The organism is Methyloversatilis sp., from assembly GCF_030696805.1.
Classification (GTDB): domain Bacteria; phylum Pseudomonadota; class Gammaproteobacteria; order Burkholderiales; family Rhodocyclaceae; genus Methyloversatilis.
The window spans coordinates 75,908-95,465 of the sequence record NZ_JAUYRO010000012.1; the positions used below are offsets into that span (position 1 = coordinate 75,908).

Annotated in this window: 20 protein-coding genes; 10 read left to right on the forward strand and 10 right to left on the reverse strand. The window is 66.8% G+C overall.

All coding sequences use genetic code 11. From position 1 onward, the window contains the following. Positions 1-4 precede the first annotated feature (4 nt). On the reverse strand, positions 5-1,237 hold the full coding sequence (locus Q8R75_RS01335) for a porin (protein ID WP_305613181.1): 1,233 nt from the start codon (positions 1,235-1,237) through the stop codon (positions 5-7). Positions 1,238-1,381: 144 nt separating this feature from the next. Between Q8R75_RS01335 and Q8R75_RS01340 the strand changes: the two genes are divergently transcribed. The 4 genes from Q8R75_RS01340 to metW all read left to right on the forward strand — a co-directional run bounded on the left by Q8R75_RS01340 (position 1,382) and on the right by metW (position 4,337). Beyond that, positions 1,382-2,110, forward strand: coding sequence for a YebC/PmpR family DNA-binding transcriptional regulator (locus Q8R75_RS01340; RefSeq protein WP_305613180.1), 729 nt, complete (start codon positions 1,382-1,384; stop codon positions 2,108-2,110). A 19-nt stretch (positions 2,111-2,129) separates the two neighbouring features. Next, entirely contained in the window at positions 2,130-2,447 is a 318-nt protein-coding gene (locus tag Q8R75_RS01345) for a heavy metal-binding domain-containing protein (protein ID WP_257079096.1), read from the forward strand. A gap of 149 nt (positions 2,448-2,596) precedes the next feature. After that, the gene (locus Q8R75_RS01350) at positions 2,597-3,739 is read left to right on the forward strand and encodes a homoserine O-acetyltransferase (protein ID WP_305613179.1); all 1,143 of its coding nucleotides are present in this window, start codon (positions 2,597-2,599) and stop codon (positions 3,737-3,739) included. Positions 3,740-3,746: 7 nt separating this feature from the next. Continuing rightward, positions 3,747-4,337, forward strand: a complete 591-nt coding sequence (gene metW, locus Q8R75_RS01355; RefSeq protein WP_336623611.1) for a methionine biosynthesis protein MetW — start codon at positions 3,747-3,749, stop codon at positions 4,335-4,337. A gap of 30 nt (positions 4,338-4,367) precedes the next feature. Here the strand turns inward: metW and Q8R75_RS01360 are convergent, their stop codons facing one another. Together Q8R75_RS01360 and Q8R75_RS01365 are read right to left on the reverse strand one after the other, a co-directional pair. Then, complete coding sequence (locus tag Q8R75_RS01360) at positions 4,368-4,814, reverse strand: YaiI/YqxD family protein (RefSeq protein ID WP_305613178.1); 447 nt, start codon at positions 4,812-4,814, stop codon at positions 4,368-4,370. A 67-nt stretch (positions 4,815-4,881) separates the two neighbouring features. Next, on the reverse strand, positions 4,882-5,145 hold the full coding sequence (locus tag Q8R75_RS01365; protein WP_305613177.1) for a hypothetical protein: 264 nt from the start codon (positions 5,143-5,145) through the stop codon (positions 4,882-4,884). 82 nt (positions 5,146-5,227) lie between these two features. On the opposite strand from Q8R75_RS01365, the gene Q8R75_RS01370 reads away from it, so the two are divergent. Then, positions 5,228-5,782 (forward strand): YaeQ family protein, encoded by a 555-nt coding sequence (locus tag Q8R75_RS01370; protein WP_305613176.1) that lies wholly within the window; start codon positions 5,228-5,230, stop codon positions 5,780-5,782. 178 nt (positions 5,783-5,960) lie between these two features. Here Q8R75_RS01370 and Q8R75_RS01375 read toward each other — a convergent pair whose 3' ends face one another. Beyond that, positions 5,961-6,608: a Clp protease ClpP gene (locus Q8R75_RS01375; protein WP_305663488.1), complete on the reverse strand. Its 648-nt coding sequence runs from the start codon at positions 6,606-6,608 to the stop codon at positions 5,961-5,963. 215 nt (positions 6,609-6,823) lie between these two features. Between Q8R75_RS01375 and Q8R75_RS01380 the strand changes: the two genes are divergently transcribed. The 5 genes from Q8R75_RS01380 to Q8R75_RS01400 all read left to right on the forward strand — a co-directional run bounded on the left by Q8R75_RS01380 (position 6,824) and on the right by Q8R75_RS01400 (position 11,770). Continuing rightward, positions 6,824-7,195, forward strand: coding sequence for a BON domain-containing protein (locus Q8R75_RS01380; RefSeq protein ID WP_305613174.1), 372 nt, complete (start codon positions 6,824-6,826; stop codon positions 7,193-7,195). 83 nt (positions 7,196-7,278) lie between these two features. After that, positions 7,279-8,151 (forward strand): alpha/beta fold hydrolase, encoded by an 873-nt coding sequence (locus Q8R75_RS01385; RefSeq protein ID WP_305613173.1) that lies wholly within the window; start codon positions 7,279-7,281, stop codon positions 8,149-8,151. Beyond that, a complete protein-coding gene (locus tag Q8R75_RS01390; protein ID WP_305613172.1) occupies positions 8,144-10,117 on the forward strand; it encodes an AsmA family protein in 1,974 nt (657 codons plus the stop codon). Before Q8R75_RS01385 ends, Q8R75_RS01390 begins: the two co-directional genes overlap by 8 nt. A 57-nt stretch (positions 10,118-10,174) precedes the next feature. Then, complete coding sequence (locus Q8R75_RS01395; protein WP_305613171.1) at positions 10,175-10,600, forward strand: CopG family transcriptional regulator; 426 nt, start codon at positions 10,175-10,177, stop codon at positions 10,598-10,600. Positions 10,601-10,636: 36 nt separating this feature from the next. Continuing rightward, the gene (locus Q8R75_RS01400; RefSeq protein ID WP_305613170.1) at positions 10,637-11,770 is read left to right on the forward strand and encodes a PHB depolymerase family esterase; all 1,134 of its coding nucleotides are present in this window, start codon (positions 10,637-10,639) and stop codon (positions 11,768-11,770) included. Positions 11,771-12,009: 239 nt separating this feature from the next. On the opposite strand, the gene Q8R75_RS01405 is transcribed toward Q8R75_RS01400, so the two are convergent. From Q8R75_RS01405 to Q8R75_RS01430, 6 genes are all read right to left on the reverse strand, one after another. Next, positions 12,010-12,699: a hypothetical protein gene (locus Q8R75_RS01405; protein ID WP_305613169.1), complete on the reverse strand. Its 690-nt coding sequence runs from the start codon at positions 12,697-12,699 to the stop codon at positions 12,010-12,012. A gap of 11 nt (positions 12,700-12,710) precedes the next feature. Next, a complete protein-coding gene (locus Q8R75_RS01410) occupies positions 12,711-13,130 on the reverse strand; it encodes a hypothetical protein (RefSeq protein WP_305613168.1) in 420 nt (139 codons plus the stop codon). 143 nt (positions 13,131-13,273) lie between these two features. Next, positions 13,274-14,203 (reverse strand): hypothetical protein, encoded by a 930-nt coding sequence (locus Q8R75_RS01415; RefSeq protein WP_305613167.1) that lies wholly within the window; start codon positions 14,201-14,203, stop codon positions 13,274-13,276. A 193-nt stretch (positions 14,204-14,396) separates the two neighbouring features. Further along, entirely contained in the window at positions 14,397-14,927 is a 531-nt protein-coding gene (locus Q8R75_RS01420; RefSeq protein ID WP_305613166.1) for a DUF3617 domain-containing protein, read from the reverse strand. Next, complete coding sequence (locus tag Q8R75_RS01425; protein WP_305613165.1) at positions 14,924-17,671, reverse strand: DUF2339 domain-containing protein; 2,748 nt, start codon at positions 17,669-17,671, stop codon at positions 14,924-14,926. The genes Q8R75_RS01420 and Q8R75_RS01425 overlap by 4 nt, the downstream gene beginning before the upstream one ends. A gap of 10 nt (positions 17,672-17,681) precedes the next feature. After that, positions 17,682-19,556, reverse strand: a complete 1,875-nt coding sequence (locus Q8R75_RS01430) for an MFS transporter (RefSeq protein WP_305613164.1) — start codon at positions 19,554-19,556, stop codon at positions 17,682-17,684. Positions 19,557-19,558 lie beyond the last annotated feature (2 nt).

Here is a 19,558-nt window from a genome sequence, read left to right on the forward strand (position 1 = left end):
GGCTTCAAAACACGAAATCCAGCGTGATCGAATAGAGCGTCATGCCGACACTGCGCGCCGGCATGCCTCGCGAATCGATGATGAGCACCGATTCGGCCGCGTCGACATGATCGACCTGAAATTTTAATGCGTAATTGCGCGCAAAATCATAGCGCACGCCCGCCCCGATCGAGCGCTGGTTCATCGTCAGCCGGTCGACGGCAAAATCGTAGTTCGCCTGCAGACCGGCCAGCGGTGCCGGCAGCGACAGGTCGCGCTGTTCCTGCGGGTTGAAAGACAGCCGCGAGTACGTCACATAAGGCTTCCACGCGCCAACCCGGTAGGCCAGCAGGACGTTGGCGCCGTTGCCGTGGTAGGTCGGAAATTGCGAAAAGCGAGACCAGCTGAACAGTGCCTGGGCCGAGAACGGGCCACGCTCGTACAGCGCGCCCAGGCCGGCGAAGGTCAGATGATGCGATGCGTCGATCTGTGCCGCCCGCTGCTGCGCGAGGGCATTGGGTGCCGCAGCCAGCGCGGCGGCCAGCGGAGCCAGCGCGCGATCGCTTGAAGTATAGGTATCGCCCCAGGCGGCACGCAGCGTCAGCCCCTCGCGCACCCAGTCCAGCGTGGCGCCGAGCCGGCGCGCATCGGACGGTCGGAAGCGGCTGCCGTACAGCGACAGGTCGCCGCGCGAGTGGCCGCCGTACAGGCGCAGGCTGAGCAGGCCGTCGCCGGCCGACCGGCGCAGCGTCAGATCGAGACCGTCGAACAGGTCCTGTGTGACGATCCCGAGCACTTCGGGCGATGGTCGCACGGTGGTGAAGGCGTAGCCGACATGGCGCGAGTCGCCATCGAGGTAGAGATCGACGCCCAGCCTGCCGACGCGCACATCCAGCGTGTCCGAGGGTGAGTAGCGGAGGAAGGTCCAGGACAGTTGTGGCGTCCATTTGCCTTCACTGTCGAGCCGGCTCACGCTCTGGATCTGCGCCGACCAGTGGCCATCGAAGGTCGCGCTGGCCTGCACGCCGATGCGGCTGTCGCCGCGAAAGCCGACGCGGCCTCCGTCATGGCCGCCGGCCTGTTCGAGATCGCGCCTGTAGGTAAGTCCGTCGCTGCCGTGGTAGCCGGCGCCGAACGTGCCGAAGCCGCCGAAGCGCCAGACCGGTTCCGGCGTGCCGGTATCGGCGCGGGCGGCGCCGGCCGACAGCGACAGCAGGATGAACAGCAGGCAAACGGGTGTCGAAAGTCGAGTTTTCATGCGTCGAGGCAAAAGTCCATTAGGTCCGGGCGTGGCAAGCCTTACCCGAACATCGTTAACGGGTACCCTGCGTCCCACTTGAGCGTGCGCGAGTGACGCTCTCGACTAAAATCACGCCTCGCACAACACGGACGGAAGTCATTCATGGCAGGTCATTCGAAATGGGCCAATATCCAGCACCGCAAGGGGCGACAGGACGCCAAGCGGGGCAAGGTATTCACCAAGCTGATCAAGGAAGTCACCGTGGCTGCCCGCATGGGTGGCGGCGACCCGAACTTCAACCCGCGCCTGCGCATGGCGGTCGACAAGGCCAAGGCGGAGAACATGCCGGGCGAAAACATAGAGCGCGCCATCAAGCGCGGTACCGGTGAGCTCGAAGGCGTGAGTTACGAGGAAATCCGCTATGAGGGCTACGGCATCGGCGGTACGGCGGTCATGGTCGATTGCCTGACCGACAACCGCATACGCACCGTGGCCGACGTGCGTCACGCGTTTTCTAAGTACGGCGGCAATCTGGGTACCGACGGCTCGGTCGCCTTCATGTTCAAGCACTGCGGCCAGTTCATCTTCGCGCCCGGCACGCCGGAAGACGCGTTGATGGAAGCGGCGCTCGAAGCCGGCGCCGAAGACGTCGTCAGCAACGATGACGGTTCGATCGAAGTGCTCAGCCCGCCGAACGATTTCGTCGCCGTGAAGGACGCGCTCGAAAAGGCCGGCTTCAAGCCCGAATTCGCAGAAGTGACGATGAAGCCGCTGAACGAGAACGTGCTGACCGGCGACGACACGGCCCGGATGCAGAAACTTCTGGACGCACTGGACAGTCTCGATGATGTGCAGGACGTCTACACCACCGCCGTGATGGACGAAGACTGACCAACCTGGGAATCGACACATGCTGATGACCACCACGCAGACGCTCGAAGGCCGTCCGATACGCCAGTACTACGGCGTCGTCACCGGTGAAGCCATAATTGGCGCCAACATTTTCAAGGACATGTTCGCCAGCATCCGCAACGTGGTCGGCGGCCGCGCCGGCGCCTACGAAAGCACACTGGCCGATGCGCGCGAAGCCGCAATGGAAGAAATGGGCGAGGTCGCCGCAAAGCTCGGCGCCAACGCCATTGTCGGCATCGACATCGACTATGAAGTGCTGGGTGCCGACAACGGCATGCTGATGGTGTGCGTCAGCGGTACCGCGGTCAGCATCTGACCCAGACGGCACGAGATTGACAAACCCGCCCGTTTCGCCAGAATGCGGGCTCAGTGTGGTGCGCCGATTTGTCTCAGCTTGCGGGCGCATAATAAATACGGCTAAAGCGAGGGCGACCCGGTCCTGGCTTTGGCCTACCGGGTTTTTTCATGGCCAATGATTTCCCTCGTTCCACCGGCAGCGTAGGCGTCGTCGCACCGCTGTCGGCCCGTTTCGACACGCCGTTGACGCTCAAGAGCGGTGCCGTGCTGCCCGGTTTCGAACTGATGTACGAAACCTACGGCACGCTCAATGGCGCGCGCTCGAACGCCGTGCTCGTGTGCCCGGCGCTGTCCGGCCACCACCATGCAGCCGGTGTGCATGCCGATGCGCCGGACAACACCGGCTGGTGGGACAACCTGATCGGTCCGGGCAAGCCGCTCGATACATCGAAATTCTTCGTCGTCAGCATCAACAATCTCGGCGGCTGTCACGGCTCGACCGGCCCGGTCAGCGCCAATCCGGACACCGGCCGGCCCTGGGGCGCCGATTTCCCGGTTGTGACGGTTGAGGACTGGATGGCGGCGCAGGCGCTGCTGGCCGACCGGCTGGGTGTGGACAGCTGGGCCGCCATTATCGGCGGCAGCCTGGGCGGCATGCAGGCCATGGCCTGGGCGATCCATCTGCCGGCGCGCGTGCGCCACGCCATCGTGGTCGCCTCGGCGCCCAAGTTGACGGCGCAGAACATCGCGTTCAACGAGGTGGCACGACAGGCCATCATCACCGACCCGGATTTCCACGGCGGCCACTTCTACGAACACGGCACGCTGCCCCGCCGCGGCCTGCGGCTGGCCCGCATGCTGGGTCACATCACCTATCAGTCGGACGACCTGATGGCGGAGAAATTCGGCCGCCGGCTGCGCGAGGGCGGACGCAAGTTCAGTTTCGAGGTCGAATTCGAGGTCGAGTCCTACCTGCGCTATCAGGGCGACAAGTTCGCCGCCAGCTTCGACGCGAACACCTATCTGCTGGCCACGCGCGCGCTCGACTACTTCGATCCGGCGGGCGATGCAGGGGGCGATCTGGCAGCGGCCTTCGCGCCGGTCACGGCCGATTTCCTGCTGGTGTCGTTCTCGACCGACTGGCGGTTCGCGCCAGCGCGCTCGCGTGAAATCGTCGATGCGCTGATGCGCAACCGGCGCAATGTGAGCTACGCCGAAATCGAATCGAGCGCCGGCCACGACTCCTTCCTGCTCGACGACCCGCACTATCACGCGGTGCTGCGCGCCTATTTCGACAACATCACGGTGTGAGGCCGACATGAGCACACTGGACATCCGCATCGACCACGACGTCATCGCTTCCTGGGTTGCAGAAGGGGCGCGCGTGCTCGACCTGGGCTGCGGCGACGGCGAATTGCTGCGCTATCTGAAGGACAAGCGGGGGGCGAGCGGCTACGGCGTTGAAATCGACGTCGAGCGCGTGATCGCCGGCATGAAGAACGGCGTCAACGTGCTGCAGATCGACCTTGAAGAAGGGCTGTACGACTTCGAGGACCAGAGCTTCGACCTGGTCATCATTTCGAATGCGCTGCAGACGCTGCACCGCACCGAAAAGCTGCTGTGTGAAATGTTGCGCGTCGGCCGCGAAGCGGTGGTGAGCTTCCCGAACTTCGCCTACTGGAAGCACCGCGTGGCCATCATGGACGGCCACATGCCGGTGTCCGACCGGCTGCCCTTCCAGTGGTACGACACGCCGAACGTGCGCTTCTTCACCGTCGCCGACTTCGAGGCGCTGTGCGACAAGCTGGGCATTTCGGTGCGCGAGCGACTGGTGCTCGATGATGCCGGCAAGCCGGTGACCGAAGAACACAACTTCCTCGGCAGCTTCGCGCTGTACCGGCTCGGCTGACGTACGGCGCAGCGCGCCGTCCCTGACCGGTCAGCGCGCCTGCGCCAGAAAGCGGTCCAGCGCCGCGGCAAAGGCGCGGCCGTCGCTGACCGAGAATGCCGACGGCCCGCCGCTCATGACGCCACTGTCGCGCAGGTCGTTCATCAGTGCGCGCATCTGCAGCCGCTCGTGGATGGTGCCGGGTGAATACCACTCGCCGCGTGGCTCCAGTGCATGCGCACCGCGCGCCAGCACGGCAGCCGCCAGCGGAATGTCGGACGTGATCACCAGGTCACCGACGGCCACCGCCTGTTCGATGTGGCGGTCGGCGGCGTCGAAACCGTGTGCCACCTGCACGGCGCGGATCAGCGGTGACGGCGGCACGCGCAGCAGCCGGTTCGCCACCAGCGTCAGCCGCAGACCGGTGCGCGTGGCGGCGCGGAACAGGATGTCCTTCACCGGCGCAGGGCAGGCGTCGGCGTCAACCCAGATCGACATTTCGCCGCTCACCGGAGCGACATCCATCGCCACTGACGATCAGGCGCCATCGAACAGCCAGCAAACACTACTCCAGCGCCTTGCGCAGCAGTTCGTCGGTCAGGTCGTTCAGCGACATCTGCCGCTCGGTCGCCAGATCGCGCAGCCTCGCCGCCAGGGCCGAATCGATTTTCACCGCGAAGGGCACCAGGCCGCGCGCCTGATCGAGCTTGCGCTGCTCCTTGCGGTCCGGTGCGGTTCCCTCGCCCAGCGTGGTGCGCTGTCCGGCCGCATGCTTCATCTGCGCCACGACTTTCAGGCGGTCATTCTTGTACAGATCGGTCTTCTTCAAGTCGGTATCCTGTCAGGTCTTGTTTCACGGTTCCGGCGCACGTTGGAAGCACCGGAACACTCACGGGACAGCATTGTCGGCCATGGCTCTGAAATCCACCATCTACAAGATCAATCTGAACGTATCGGACATGGACCGCGGCTACTACGCCGAACATGCGCTGACCGTCGCGCGCCATCCGTCGGAGAACGACGAGCGCCTGATGGTGCGCGTGCTGGCGTTTGCGCTGTACGCGTCCGAAGATCTTCGCTTCGGGCGCGGCCTGAGCGCCGAAGACGAGGCGGATCTTTATGAAGCCGACCTGACCGGAGCCATCCGGTTGTGGCTCGACGTCGGCCTGCCGGACGAAAAACTGGTGCGCCGCGCCGCTTCGCGTGCCGGGAGGGTGGTTGTCGTGACCTATGGCCGCACCGCGGTGCAGTGGTGGGAGCAGTCGAAGGCCACGCTGGCGCGACTGAACAATCTCACCGTGTTGCGCCTGACCACGGCCGATACGCTCGCGCTGGCCGGTCTGGCGCAGCGCGCGCTGAACCTGCAGTGCATCGTGAACGAAGGCCAGATCTGGCTGGGCGACGACGGTGCGATGCTGCAACCGGTCCCGCAACACGTATTCGGCCCGGACCCGTCAGGACGCTGAACTTTCTCCCGGGGCAGGCGGGTACCAACCCGGCTGCGGCAAACATCCGGTGCAGCGGCGCTGCGAGCTGACGGCTTTGGACGGGACATCGCTCCCGCGATCAGGTCGGTAAAGGATGATCGACAGCAGGTGATCGGCAGCAGGTCGCCGGCGCTGCTGCCCCGAGCGCCGGAATCTTTCAGGCTGCGCCGTCCGGCACGGTTCCCGGCTTCTTCCGTGCCGTCGTCGCTGATTTCGCCCGGGCGCGTTGCAGGCGCATCAGGCGGCGCTGGATTTCGTCGGAATCCATCCACAGGTCGCTACCCTTCAGGATTTTCCCGATTTCGCTGTCGGACAGGAAAGGGGTGCAGATACGGCCCATCGCCTTTTCGAACCACTTTCCGACCGCAATCACCTCGGCCTGCTGTTCATTGCCGCGTCCCGCGAAGCTGCCGGAGTAGATGTGGAACATGAGCTGGCAGTTGTCGTGGATGACCAGTTCGTCGCCACTCAGGAAGATCAGCGCCGCCATCGAGTAGGCGCGCGCTTCCAGCACGGTGATCACGTGCGCTTCGGAGGCGAGGATGTTGTTGATGATCTGCAGGCCGGTATCGAATTCTCCGCCGGGCGAGTTCAGGTGCAGATAGATCAGGTCGGTCTCGCTTGCGGTGCGCAAGGTGTAGAACAGTTCGGTGTAGTGCTGAGGTTCTCCGATGTCACCGCACAGGTAATAGGAAATCTGGTGGATCGGCATTTGCCGCTCGTAGCGGATCAGGCCGCTGAAATGCGCCGTCGTCTCCACGGGCGCATCCGGTTCTGTCCCTTCTGCGGTCGTTTTGTGCAGCATCGCAAGCTCCTCGCTGGTTCTCTGCGGATTATGTGCCCATCGTCGGCGGTTTCGCCCAAGCCCCGGGGAGGCGCGGAGCGCGTTCGGCCTGAAATCGGTACGCCAGCGCACAGTGAATTTGGCCGGATCGGCAGACAGTCCGGTCGTCACGATTGGCTGACCTGCGCGGTATGGCTGAAATGCACGCATATTCCTGCTGGCGGTCCGGAGTCGTGGTGCTTGCTGCCGCGCTTGCAGGTCTGGGCGTCGTGCCGGCCGCCGGTTGCGGCGGGCGCGGCGAAGCGGCCACGCCAGCCACCCCGGCAGCGTCGCTGCGGGCCTCTGCTGAAGTCATCGACGACCCGCTGGTGACCAGCGTCCGTTCCATCTTGCGCAAGGATGCGGAGGTGACGAGACAGGTCAGGATTGCGCTGCTTCAGGACGCCGCTGTCAGCCGCTTCGACATCGAAGTCATCACGCTGAAAGGCCGCGCCAGCCTGGTCGGTGTGGTCGATCACCGGCATCAGGCCGCTCGGGCGCTCAAGCTCGCCGGTGCGGTCGACGGCGTGCTGGCGGTGCGCGACGAGCTCAGCGTCAAGCCGGATTGATGCGGCCGGGCGACACACGGATCCACCACCCCGCGAGTGCGGCCCATCATTCGACGGTCAGCCCTGCACGCACCGACTCGGTCATGCAGCGCGGCGCCGGTGCGGTCGCCGCCGCGCGGTGGGCGTTGAGCAGCGCGGCACGGTCGCGACTGTTGCGCGGGTTCGCCGCAACGCGACGCCCGCATCACCAGACGCCCGGAGACTTCGGCCTGGCAGCCCATCCGTTGCGCATTCCGGCCACTGGAGGCAAGACACTGTTTGCCTGGTGGATACCGACAGCCACGCGCGCCGCCCTGCCATCGGCTGCAGTGCTGGTGATCCACGGCTGGGGGGTCAATGCGGCCATGATGCTGCCCGCCATGTTGCCGCTGCACGCGGCCGGCATGGCTGTTTTGCTGATCGACGCACGCTGCCATGGCGCCAGCGACGAAGAGGATTTCATGTCGATGCCGCGCTTTGCCGAAGACATTGCCAGCGGTCTCGACTGGCTGCATCAGCAACCCGAGGTCGATGCCACGCGGCTGGCGGTGCTCGGCCATTCGGTCGGTGCGGCGGCCGCGCTGCTGTGCGCCACCCGGCGCCGCGATGTGGCCGCCGTCGTCAGCCTGTCCGCGTTCGCTCACCCGGCTGCGCTGTTGCGCCGAATGCTGACAGGCCGGAGCGTGCCGTGGCTGCCGCTGGGCTGGGCGCTGACGCGCTATGTGCAGCACGTCATCGGCGCCCGTCTCGATGACATCGCACCGGTCACGACCCTGCCGGCCCTGAGCTGTCCGGTACTTCTGGTGCACGGCGTGGACGACGAGATCGTGCCCTATGCCGATGCGCTGAGGCTGCAGGCGGCCAGCGGCGGCCGGGCGGAGCTGCTGCCAGTGGCCGCCGGTCATGACCTCAGCGATGCGGTAGGCTCTTGTGCCGGCCGCATCGTGGGCTTCCTCACCCGTACCCTTCATGTTTGATTCGTCCCGCAGTCCCTGGCGCCGACCGCGCGTCATTGCGCTCACCTTGCTGCTCCTGCTGCTGACCGGCATCGCGATAGCCGAGTGGCGCGGCTGGCCCTTCCTCGCCTCGCCGCTGCAGAACCTGCTGTCCGGCCAGCTGGAGCGGCGCGTGCAGTTCATCGACGACGCGCCGGGTACGTTCACCGTGCGTTTCATCGGCGGCGTGCGCCTGCACAGCGCCCGGCTCGACATCGCGAGCGCACCCTGGAGCACCGCGCCGCATCTGTTGGACGGTCGAGACGTCAGTCTGCGGCTGCGCTACATCGACCTGTGGCACGCCTGGCGCGGGCAGCCGCTGCGCATCGAAAGCCTGCAGGCGGGCACGCTCGACGCCCACCTCGAACGACTCGCTGACGGACGCGCGTCCTGGCAGTTCGCCGCCGACAGCTCACCCGATGAAGCGACCGAATGGCCGCGCTTCGGCGAGTTCCGGATCCATGACGGTCTGCTCCGCTTCAGCGACCTGCGGCACGACGTCACGGTCGAGGCGCGCATTTCGGTCACCGGCGAGCAGGCGGACAGCGTCATGAACGTCGGCCTGACCGGCGCCTATCGCGACCAGCCGGTAAAGATCACGCTGCGCGCCAGCGGCACCCGACCGGAGAGCGCAGCGGCCGCGCAGACCACGGCGGTCGCACTGACGGCAAGCGGATCGGTCGGCCGCGCCACACTGGATTTCGCCGGCAGCGCCAGCGGCGTGCAGGACTTCGGTCAGCTATCCGGCCGCTTCAAGCTTGCCGGCCCGTCGCTGGCAGCGATCGGCGACCCGATCGGCGTCACGCTGCCCGGCACGCCGCCGTTTCGGGCCTCCGGCACGCTGGACAAGTCCGGCGGCGACTGGCAGGTCGGGGTGGAGGAAGCCCGCGTAGGGTCGAGCCAGCTGCAGGGTGATTTCCGTTACGGGACAAGCACCGGCCGGCCATTGTTGAGCGGACGACTGGGCGGTGCCCGGCTGGTGCTGGCCGATCTGGGCCCGGCGCTCGGCGGCGCCAGACCCGCCCGTCGCGACGGCAAGGTGCTGCCCGGCGGCGCCTTCGATCTCGCCGCACTGCGCGCCATGGACGCCGACATTGCCATCGACGTCGCCGAAGTCGATCTGGGTACCCCGCTGCTGGGTGCCCTGCAGCCGCTGCGCGCGCAGCTCAGGCTGGCCGCCGGCGTGCTGTCGATCAGCGGACTGGACGCGCGCACCGCCGAAGGCTGGCTCAAGGGCGATGTAGAACTGGATGGCCGGGGTGACCTCGCGCTGTGGTCGGCCGATCTGCGCTGGGGCGACGTGCGGCTCGAACAGTGGCTGCGCCAGGCGCGTACCGACGCGCCGCCCTACGTCGCCGGTCGCCTCGGCGGCCGCGCCACGGTGACCGGTCAGGGGCGGTCCACGGCGGAGATCCTTGCCAGTCTCAAGGGCCGTGTGCAGGTGCAACTGCGCGAGGGCCGGATGTCGCATCTGGTGGTCGAAGCAGCCGGGCTCGATCTGGCCGAAGCGCTTGGCCTGCTGGTCAGTGGCGACACAACGTTGCCGCTGGACTGCGCGGTGGCCGACATTCAGGCTGAGGCGGGCGTGCTGCGCCCGCAGGTGATGGTGCTCGATACAGAAGATTCGACCGTGTCGGTCAGCGGCTCGCTGTCGCTAGCGGCCGAAACGCTGGATCTGACCGCGATCGCGCTGCCGAAGGATTTCAGTCCGCTCACCTTGCGATCGCCGCTGCGTGTGCAGGGTAGTTTCGCCGATCCTCAGGTGTCGCTCGAGAAGGCACCGATCGGCATGAAGGTGGCGGGTGCCGCGCTGCTGGCGCTGCTCAATCCGCTGGCGGCCCTGCTGCCGCTGGTCGACACCGGCAGCAGCGACGAAGCGGACCGCCTCGCCGCCGGCTGCGCGGCGCTGGCCCGGCGAGGTGCCGCGAAGGCGGCACCGACGAAATAGAAAAAATTTGGAAAACATCCATAGGCCATCCGTATGGATGGTGTTAGGATGGTTTGCATGAATACAGCCCGTTCGCTTTCCGCCGTCAAGGTGAAGCCTGCCGAGTCCGAGAAGATCACCATCAATCTCGGTTTTGTCGATCTCGGCCAGATCGATCTGCTGGTCGCCGAGGGGTTCTACGGCAACCGCAGCGACTTCATCCGTACCGCCATCCGCACCCACCTGGCCAGCCATGCCGACGCGGTGAAGCATGTCGTCACGCGCCGCATGTTCGTGCTCGGTCTGCAGAATTTCAGCGCGGCCGACCTGCAAGCCGTATGCGACGGCGGCGAGACGCTGCAGATACGCGTACTCGGGCTGGTCACGCTGGCCGACGACGTCACACCCGAACTGGCCCGCGCAGCCATCGCCTCGATCGATGTGCTGGGTGCGCTGCATGCGAGCCCCGCGGTGAAGGCCGCACTGGCCGATCGCGTGCTCTGAGCCCCGACGACACCCGCTTCCATGAATGAGGTTCCCATGAACACACAGTTCCAGCTTCTGATGCGCGACGCCACCCGCCTGACGCAGGCCGGGCGGCTGAGCGAAGCCACCGAAGCCATCCAGCGCGCGCTCGAAGGCGTGGCGACGGCAGCCGGCATGCCTTCCCATGTTTTCGAAGGTGAGTCGTTCGAAGTGAAGGAGATGCCGGCCGGCCTGCCAGGTACCGATCGGCCGGCGGTGCGGCCGGATGCGCCGACAGTGCAGAAGGGCCGTTTCACCGACGAGCGCTTCATGCACGGCGGAGTGACACGCCAATACAAGCTGTATCAGCCGGCCGGACGCACCGGCGAGGCGCTGCCTCTGGTGGTGATGCTGCACGGCTGCACGCAGAACCCGGACGATTTCGCTGCCGGCACCGGCATGAATGCACTGGCCGACGAGCTGGGTTTCGTCGTGGTCTACCCTGCGCAGTCGCAGGCTGCCAATCCGCAAGGCTGCTGGAACTGGTTCGAGCATGCCCATCAGAAGCGCGGCAGCGGTGAGCCTGCGGCCTTGGCCGCGCTGACGCTGTCGGTGATTCAGGCGTACGGCATCGACGCCCGGCGCGTGTTCGTTGCCGGGCTGTCGGCAGGGGGCGCTATGGCCGACATCGTTGCCAACGCCTACCCGGACATTTTCGCGGCGGCGGGCGTGCATTCCGGTCTGCCGTGCGGCGCGGCGGGCAGCGTTGCCGAGGCGTTCGCGGTCATGTCGGGTGGTTCGCCGGACACCTCACCGCTGACCGGTGTGATGAAGAAGCGTCGCGGCGCGGCGCAGCAAGCAGTGCGCGCGGTGCCGACCATCGTGTTTCACGGCGATCGTGACCACACCGTGCATCCGCGCAACGGCGAACAGGTGATTGCAGCCGCGCTTGGCCGTGTCGCCGGTCAGCCCGAGAAACGCCGCACGCACACACAGCAGGGTAAGTCGGAAAAGGGGCGGCACTACACTCGCATCGTGCATGACGATCACGACGGGGCAGCGCTTGCCGAGCACTGGGTGGTGCACGGTGCCGGACACGCATGGTCAGGCGGGCAGGCGGCCGGCTCCTACACCGATGCCGGCGGCCCGGATGCCACACGCGAAATGCTGCGATTCTTCCTGGCGCAGGTGAGCACGCCGGGCGCCTGACTGTTTCAGGCGCCCGGGTGGATCAGCGGAAGCCGAAAAAGGACAGTACGGCGAGAACGATGACGACGGCGCCGACGATATAGACAATGCTGTTCATGGAGGTGTGTCCGGATGCAGTTGAGGTCGGATTGACAGCGCACGCCGACAGAACTCTGGCGTGCGGATCGTGAACCTATCGCCTTGAGATCTGGCTGTCCGTATGCCAGCGCACAAAACTCCCTGTGCGCGGGCAGGTGAGGTCATTCTCCGGGCGCGAATGCGTCCGCCGCCGGCCCAGTCTCGGGCAGGACGTAGATCACCGCCGGTCGCCTTGACTGTGGACCGGGCCTGATGTGGCGCTCGTAGAATGCCACCGGCACATTGATGCAGCCGTAGGAGATGCGGTTGTCGTCCGGGGTGGGCGTCGCGAGGCGTTCCAGACGTCGTTCCGACGGCTTGCTCAAGCGCACGCGGTGCAGCGATACGGCACTGTCGTAGTCCACCCAGGTGACGTCCTCGCCTTTCAGGTTGGTGCCTTGTTCCGACACAAACCGCCCGGCGGGCGTGGTGCGCTCCTCAGGCCTTATCTGGCCCATCGGCCGCTCGCCGATACCGGGAACCGAGTGGTCGCCGATGGCTGCGCCCAACAGCACCGCACTCGTGCCGAGCAGGCGTGCGTCAGCGTCGAACGCGAACAGGCGTGCCTGTTTCTTGTCGATGACATGAAAGGGCGCGCCGGCATTGTCCCGCGATGCGGCGATCCAGATAACGGTGCGGCGCACCTCGGACGAAGCGGTCTCGAGTGCCCTGTCGGTGTCGGGCTCAGCTGCGTAACCCGACAACGGCAGTGCGCACAGGACTGCGAGTGCGCCCAGCTGCATGGAGCTGTTACGGATGCGAGCTTGAAGTCGTCGCCATGCCGCCTCGGCGGCGGCATGGGTACAGCTCATGTCATGCAATTTCAGTTGCGGTCGGCACGCGCGGTACGTGTGGCATTCGAGCTCGAGCTGTCACCGGCCCCGGTTGCGCCTTCATCCGACAACCTGCGGGCTTCGCTTGCGGAGTCCGACGACGATCCGCTCGACGAATTCCTGCGCAGCCGTTCGTCGGCGCTGGTGTTGTTCATCCGCTCCTGCGCGGTGGACGACGGCTGTGCCATGTTGCTCCGGTCAGTGTCGGAGCGCGTGCCCTGCGAGCGGTCGTTCCCGGGCTGTGACGGCGACGAAGGCTGTGTTGACGCCGGATCTGCGATCAGCGGGCTGCTGACTGCACCGCTTGATCCCGCTGCCCGGGCCGGGTCGGACGTTGTGGATTGGGCGAGCGCGTAGCCCGACAGCGCAAGCGCGGTGAAACCTGCAACCAGCATGTTCGATGTTTTCATGGGATGTGCCTCAAGTGGGTGGGCCGGCAGGCCGGGTTGGCGCGGCCGGATGGCCCAACATAGGCGTCCCTCACGCACGTTTCCGTGCGACAGCGAACCGATCGCCCTCGATCGATCATTCCCCTTCGCTCACCTGCGGCGCGTCAGGGTGGATAGCTGTAGCCGCTGCGGAAAAATTCGCGGATCAGGAAGTCTTCCAGCTCGGCGTTGTTTTCGGGTGCGGCCGACAGCACGACGGTGCGGCCGAGCACGCGAGATTCCCAGTTGAAGTTGCCCTGGTAGTAGCGACGGATCAGTTCGATCATGCGTTTGACCAGCGCACGCTCGATGTCGCCGCCGACACCGGCATCGACCTCGATGAACTCACGTCTCGCATTGACCGCGTCGGTGGTCCAGCCGCGGAACACGAAAGACGCCGTGCGCACGCTCTTGCGCGTGATCTGGAACACGCCGCTGGTACCCGACTGCAGGTTGCGCTTGATGTTCGCCATCGCGATCTCGTCCGCGCTGGGTACCCGCTCGCGCGCAATACCCGCAGCGGTTTCGCGCCCTTCCGAAGCTTCGGCTGCCTGTCGTCGTTCCCGTTGCCGATTGACGTACGAAGACATGTCGGTCGGTTCGTCGTCGAGCTTGGGCCGGCTCGGCGCCAGCGGGGGTGCCGGAGCGGGGTCGGGCACCGGTGCGCGCAGCACTTCGGGTTGCGGTTTGACCGGCACGGGCTTGCGGTCGCGCTTCGGTCGCTCGGTCTGGCGGGTCGGCGGCGGGGGAACGGGGGCCGGTTGCACTGCAGGCGGCTGCGGTTCCGCGCGCGGACGCGGCGCTTCCGGCAGGATCAGGCGGGCGCTGATGTTTTCGCTCGGCGAGCCGGTCAGCGGCAGCTCGGGCACGCGATCCTTGTGCAGTATCCAGCCCAGCAGCGCCAGGTGAAGGCATATCGCCACCGCCAGCGCGAACAGCACGCTGCGGCGCACGCGCAACGACAGATACACGACCCCGGGCGGGCTCGTTTCCCAGGCCATGTCGAACGCGTCGAAGCCGAGCGTGGAAGGATGTCGTCGGCGGTGTAAAGCCATCTTCAGGTCGGGCCGCGCGCCGGCAGCATGCGGAGGGGGAAGGTGCACAAGTCGGTGCGGTCAGCGCCGGCACCGGAAGTCGAAGCGCGGACGATACGTGAAATCAAGGGTCTGCGTCAGCTTCGAGGCCATCAGGGGCGCCCCGGTTCCCCGGACGGCGTCGCGCAGACATGGGCAGGTCGCCCACCGGCGCTCAGCGCGCCGTCGGCTTGATCTTGCCGCAGTCGTCGGCCAGCCAGCGAGCGTCCGTGTCGGCATTCATCGTGCCTTCGGCAGACTGCATGTTCACCTTTGACGTGAAATGGGTCGGGCTGTCGATGATGGCCTCGAAATCGCCGCTTGCCTTGGGCTTCGTGCAGGTGATGGTGCCCTTGACCCGGGTCGCGCTGTTGGTGACGTTGGTGTAGCGGCAGTCGCCGTCGGTCTTGCCGGTGTAGACGTTCGCGCCCTTGGCATCCTCCGGCGTGATGCATACCTGCAGTGCGCCGCCACTGCCCATCGCGACGCCCTGGGCGGCCATCTGCTTCTCCATCATGGCGCGCGCCTCGGGCGGCAGGTTCTTCATCTGCTGCTGCATCATTTCCATCTGTGCCGACATGTCGGGCATGCCCGGCATCGCCAGCTTCGATTTGAATTCCCACAGGCCCGGCTTGATGTCGGCAGCGTGTGCGCTGCCGAAGGCGCACAGGGAAAGGATGAGGGCGGCGGTCAGTCGTGTTTTCAAGATGTGACTCCTTCGGGATCGGTGGCAGGCGGCACCGGCGCGACATAGCTGGCAATCAGGATGAGCGCGCCGATCCCGAGCAGGGAGGCGGTCCATTCGACAGTGCCCGCGCTCGCCAGATCGACCAGCAGCAACTTGGCACCGACCGCGGCAAGCAGCGCGAAACCGGCAAACCACAGGGTACGCGCGCCATTGCGGGTGGCGTGGATCATCAGTCCGAGTGCGCTCAGCGTCCAGGTCAGCGACAGCGTGGCCTGCAATAGCGTGGACTGGAACATGGCTTGTGTCGACCAGGCCACCCCGGCCAGATGATGCACGCTGCGCGCGGCCAGCGCCGACACCCACAGCAGACCGACGGCGCCGGTCAGCGGCAGCTGGAGCGGCAGCAGAAGCGGGCGCTGTGACTGACCGCGTGCCAGCCACAGCAGCGCGGCGAGGCTGACCACATCGAGGGCCGAGGCGAGCGGCAGGTAGCGCAGCGCCGAGCCGCCATCGTGCGCCAGCTGCAGCGCCGCGACCGACAGCAGGAGCAGCGCGGCGACCGGTCGCAGCACGTAGCATTCGTAGCGGTCGCGCTGCGCGGCCCAGGGCCATTCGTCGCGGTCGACCGCCAGTGCGCGCTGCAGCGTGACGCCGGCCACCAGCCAGACCAAGATCCAGGCGAGCCAGCGCCACAGGTCCTGCCCCGGCAGCCACACATCCAGCCAGCCGCTGGCTTCGACGCCAACCGACAGCAGCAGCGTCCACGCCGTCGCAACATGGCGGAAGCGGCTGAACAGGCCGGCACCGTCTTCGTCCTGCCGGCGCAGGATCCACAGATGGGTGGCCCAGGCGAGCGGCAGCGCCAGTGCCATCGCGCCAAACAGCAGGTGGTGCTGCATGTCCCAGCCGACCAGGCTGCCTGCCCACAGCACCGGCAGCGACAAGCTTGCAAGTGCGCGTGCGGTGATGAAGTTGCGGCGGCGCCCCTGCTGTTCGGCGAATGCGGCGCTGGCCATCGCGAACAGCAGTGCCAGCGCCGGCTGCAGCGCGGACGGCGCGAAATCGTCGATGTCGGCCAGGCCGCCGAACAGCCACCAGCCGGCCAGCCACAGGGTCAGTGCCTGCGGCAGCCCGTCACCGGTCGCCGCCGTGACGCGCAGCACGCGCACCGATGCGAGCGCTGCGCCGGCCATCAGCAGGCAGCCCAGCGTGCGGCCATTGACCAGCGGCCAATCCAGCGTCAGCTCGGGCAGCGCGGCCACGAGCCACAGGCCGGCCAGCCCCTGCAGTGCAGCGCCGGCCCACAGCGTGAGCTTCGATCCGCGCACGCAGCCGTACCACAGCGCGGCTGCCCCCTCGACGGCATAGACCGCAGCCGTCATCTGCAGGTCGAGCGCCAGCGGCACGGCCAGCGTCAGCAGTGCCCCGCCGATGCCGGCATGCGCGCGAAAGGCCAGTGAAGCGTCTGGCACGCGCGTACGCAGAAGCCAGGCCAGCGCGAGGTAGTACAGGCCAGCGGCCACCGCACTGAGCGCGTCGCCGTACTCGAAAGGCTGCATCAGCGCGGCCTGCAGCACGCCGGCCGCCAGCGGCGGGCCGAACAGCAGGCTGCCTGAGTTCCAGCCCGATTTCCTGTCCGCTTCCCCTGGCGCACGTGCAACGGTCAGCGCGACAGGGGTGGCGCTGAAAAGCAGGAAAAAGGCGATCAGGAAGCCTTGCACCGCGAGGTAGTCGTCCGGCGTGTAGCTGCGCAGCCCCCAGCCGGTACCGATCGCGAAGGTGAACAGGAAGCCGGCGAGTATCAGCGCGCGCCAGGCGTGGCGCCAGGACAACGCGATGATGAAGATGTCGAGCAGCAGCGTGTAGGACAGCAGCACGATGTGATCACCCCGCCCGGTGGCGGCGAGCACCGGTGCCACGAAGGCGCCGGACAGGCCGAGCAGCGCGAGGCTTTGCGCTGACTGGCGCGCGGCCATCAGCGCGCAGGCGGCGCCCAGCGCGGCGAACAGGCCGAAGGCGGGCGCCGGACCGATGAAGCCGTAGGTCGCCAGCGCAAAATAGACCGACAGATAGAGCAGCGCAAAGCCGCCGCCCTGCACCGCCAGCGCAAACATGCGGCGCGGCCCGTCGCCGGTCATGCGCCAGCCGGCGACGATCATGACCAGCCCGACTGCCAGTGCGCCGGCCAGTCGCAGCTGTGGCGGCAGCATGCCGGCCTGCACGGCCAGCCGCAGCGCCGACGCGACGCCGAAGAACAGCATGACGACGCCGATGCGCGCCAGCGGATTGCCGCCCATCAGGCGAGCCCACAGGGCCGACCACGATGGGCTGGCGGAGGAGCTGCGGGATTCGGGCGCGGCCGGGTCTGTGCTCCCGGCGACTGCAGCGACCCGCACCCCGGGTGCATGCAGCGCATCGAGCGGGGCGGCCTGCGCGCTGACGGCCGGCGGCGTCGGCGAAACGATCGGCGCAGCCGCAGGATCTAGGGCGGGCGCGACTGTGACCACGACGTCCGGTGATGCTGCCTCGACCGGCGGCGCAGCGCTGCGCTCGCGCTGCAGCGCGGTCAGCGCGTCGTACAGCCAGCGTGACTTGTCATCGAGCTCGCGAAGTTTCTGCGTCAGGTCGCGTTCCCGCTGCGCGCTGCGGGCGCTGATCCACAGTCCGGCGGCAAGGCCGATGGCGGCGCCGAGGGTGCCTTCGATTCCGCCGTGCGCAGCCCCCGCGATGAGGCCGAGCAGACAAAGGATGGCAGTCAGCATGGCAGGCGCCTCATCGCCGGTCACCGCGCAGCCGGGCGACGAGAGCCTGCAGTGCGGCTGGTGTCGCGGCGTCGGGCGCGACGGCGTCGCCGGCCACCAGTTCGATGCGGCTGAACGGACCGCGCCGCGGAACCCGGCACATCGCCGGTCCGTCCTTGCGCGAGAAGAAGCTGCCCCACAGGCCACGCAGCGCGAGTGGAATCACCGGCACCGGCGTGCGCCCGACGATGCGCGTGATGCCCGGCTTGAACGGGTACAGCTCGCCGGTATCGGTGATGCGTCCTTCCGGGAACAGGCCCACCAGATCGCCCGCTTCGAGCGCCGCGGCGATCTCTTCGTACGCGCGTTCGAGCAGCACCGGATCTTCCTTCGCCGGCGCGATCGGGATGCAGCGGTTGGTGCGGAACACGAAACTCAGGATGGGCGTGCGGAAGATACGGTGGTCCATGACGAAACGGATCGGCCGCCGGCATGCCGCCGTGATGACCAGTGCGTCGACGAAGCTCACATGGTTGCACACGACGACCGCCGGGCCGTCGTCCGGAATGCGTTCCAGATCACGCGTGTCGAGCCGGTACACCGTGTGGATCAGTATCCACACGATGAAGCGCATCAGGAACTCCGGCACCAGCGTGTAGATGTAGATCGCGACCACGGCGTTGAACAGTGCGGTTACCAGGAACAGCTGCGGAATATCCAGTCCTGCGCGGAACAGCAGCAGGCTGACCAGCGCCGACACCACCATGAAACCCGCATTGAGAATGTTGTTGGCAGCGATGATGCGAGCGACGTGATGCTTTTCGCACCGGCTCTGGATCAACGCATACAGCGGCACGATGTAGATGCCGCCGGCGGTGCCGAGCAGCGCGATGTCGATCAGCAGTCGCCAGTGCGCGCCCTGTCGCAGGAAGCCGGCCGCGCTGCCGTCGTACGCGGCCGGTGCCGACGGCGTGGCGAAGAACAGATCGATGCCGAACAAAGTCAGGCCGATCGCGCCGAATGGCACCAGACCGATTTCCACCTTGCCGCCGGACAGTTTCTCGCAGGCCAGCGACCCTGCACCGACACCGACTGAAAACACCGCCAGCAGCAGGATGAATACGCCCTCGCCGCCGCCCAGCACCTCGGCGGCATAGACCGGAAACTGCGCCAGCAGCGTCGCGCCGTAGAACCAGAACCACGACACGCCGAGCAGCGACAGCCACACCGTGCGGTTGCCGGTGGCAAAGCGCAGCGTCTCGCGCGTGGCACTGAGCGGGTTCCAGTCAAGCCGCATCGCGGGTTCCGGCGGCGGTGACAGCGGGATGCCGCGACTGGTCCACCAGCCGAGCACGGCGAGCGCAAGCACGACGAGTGCAATAGCGCCGGCCGAGGTGTTGCCGACCAGCCAGGCGCCGAGGATCTGTCCGCCGAGAATGGCGACGAAAGTGCCCGATTCGACCAGCCCGTTGCCGCCGACCAGTTCGCCGTCGTGCAGATGCTGCGGCAGGTAGGCGTATTTGACCGGCCCGAACAGCGTCGACTGCGTGCCCATCAGGAACAGAGCCAGCACAAGCGCCGGCAGATTGCCGGCGATGAAGCCCCAGGCACCGAGTGCCATGACGACGATTTCCAGCAGCTTGCTCAGGCGGGCCAGCATGGCGCGGTCGTACTTGTCTGCGAGCTGGCCGCAGGTAGCCGAGAACAGGAAGAAGGGGAGGATGAACACGCCCGGCAGCACAGTGGCGAGCAGCGCGGGCGACAGGTCGGTGATGCTGCCGGCACGGAAGGTGAGCAGCGTGATCAACGCGGTCTTGAACACATTGTCGTTCAGCGCGCCGAGCAGCTGGGTCAGGAAGAAGGGCCGGAAGCGGCCTTCCTTCAGCAGGTGGAATTGAGAACTCATGC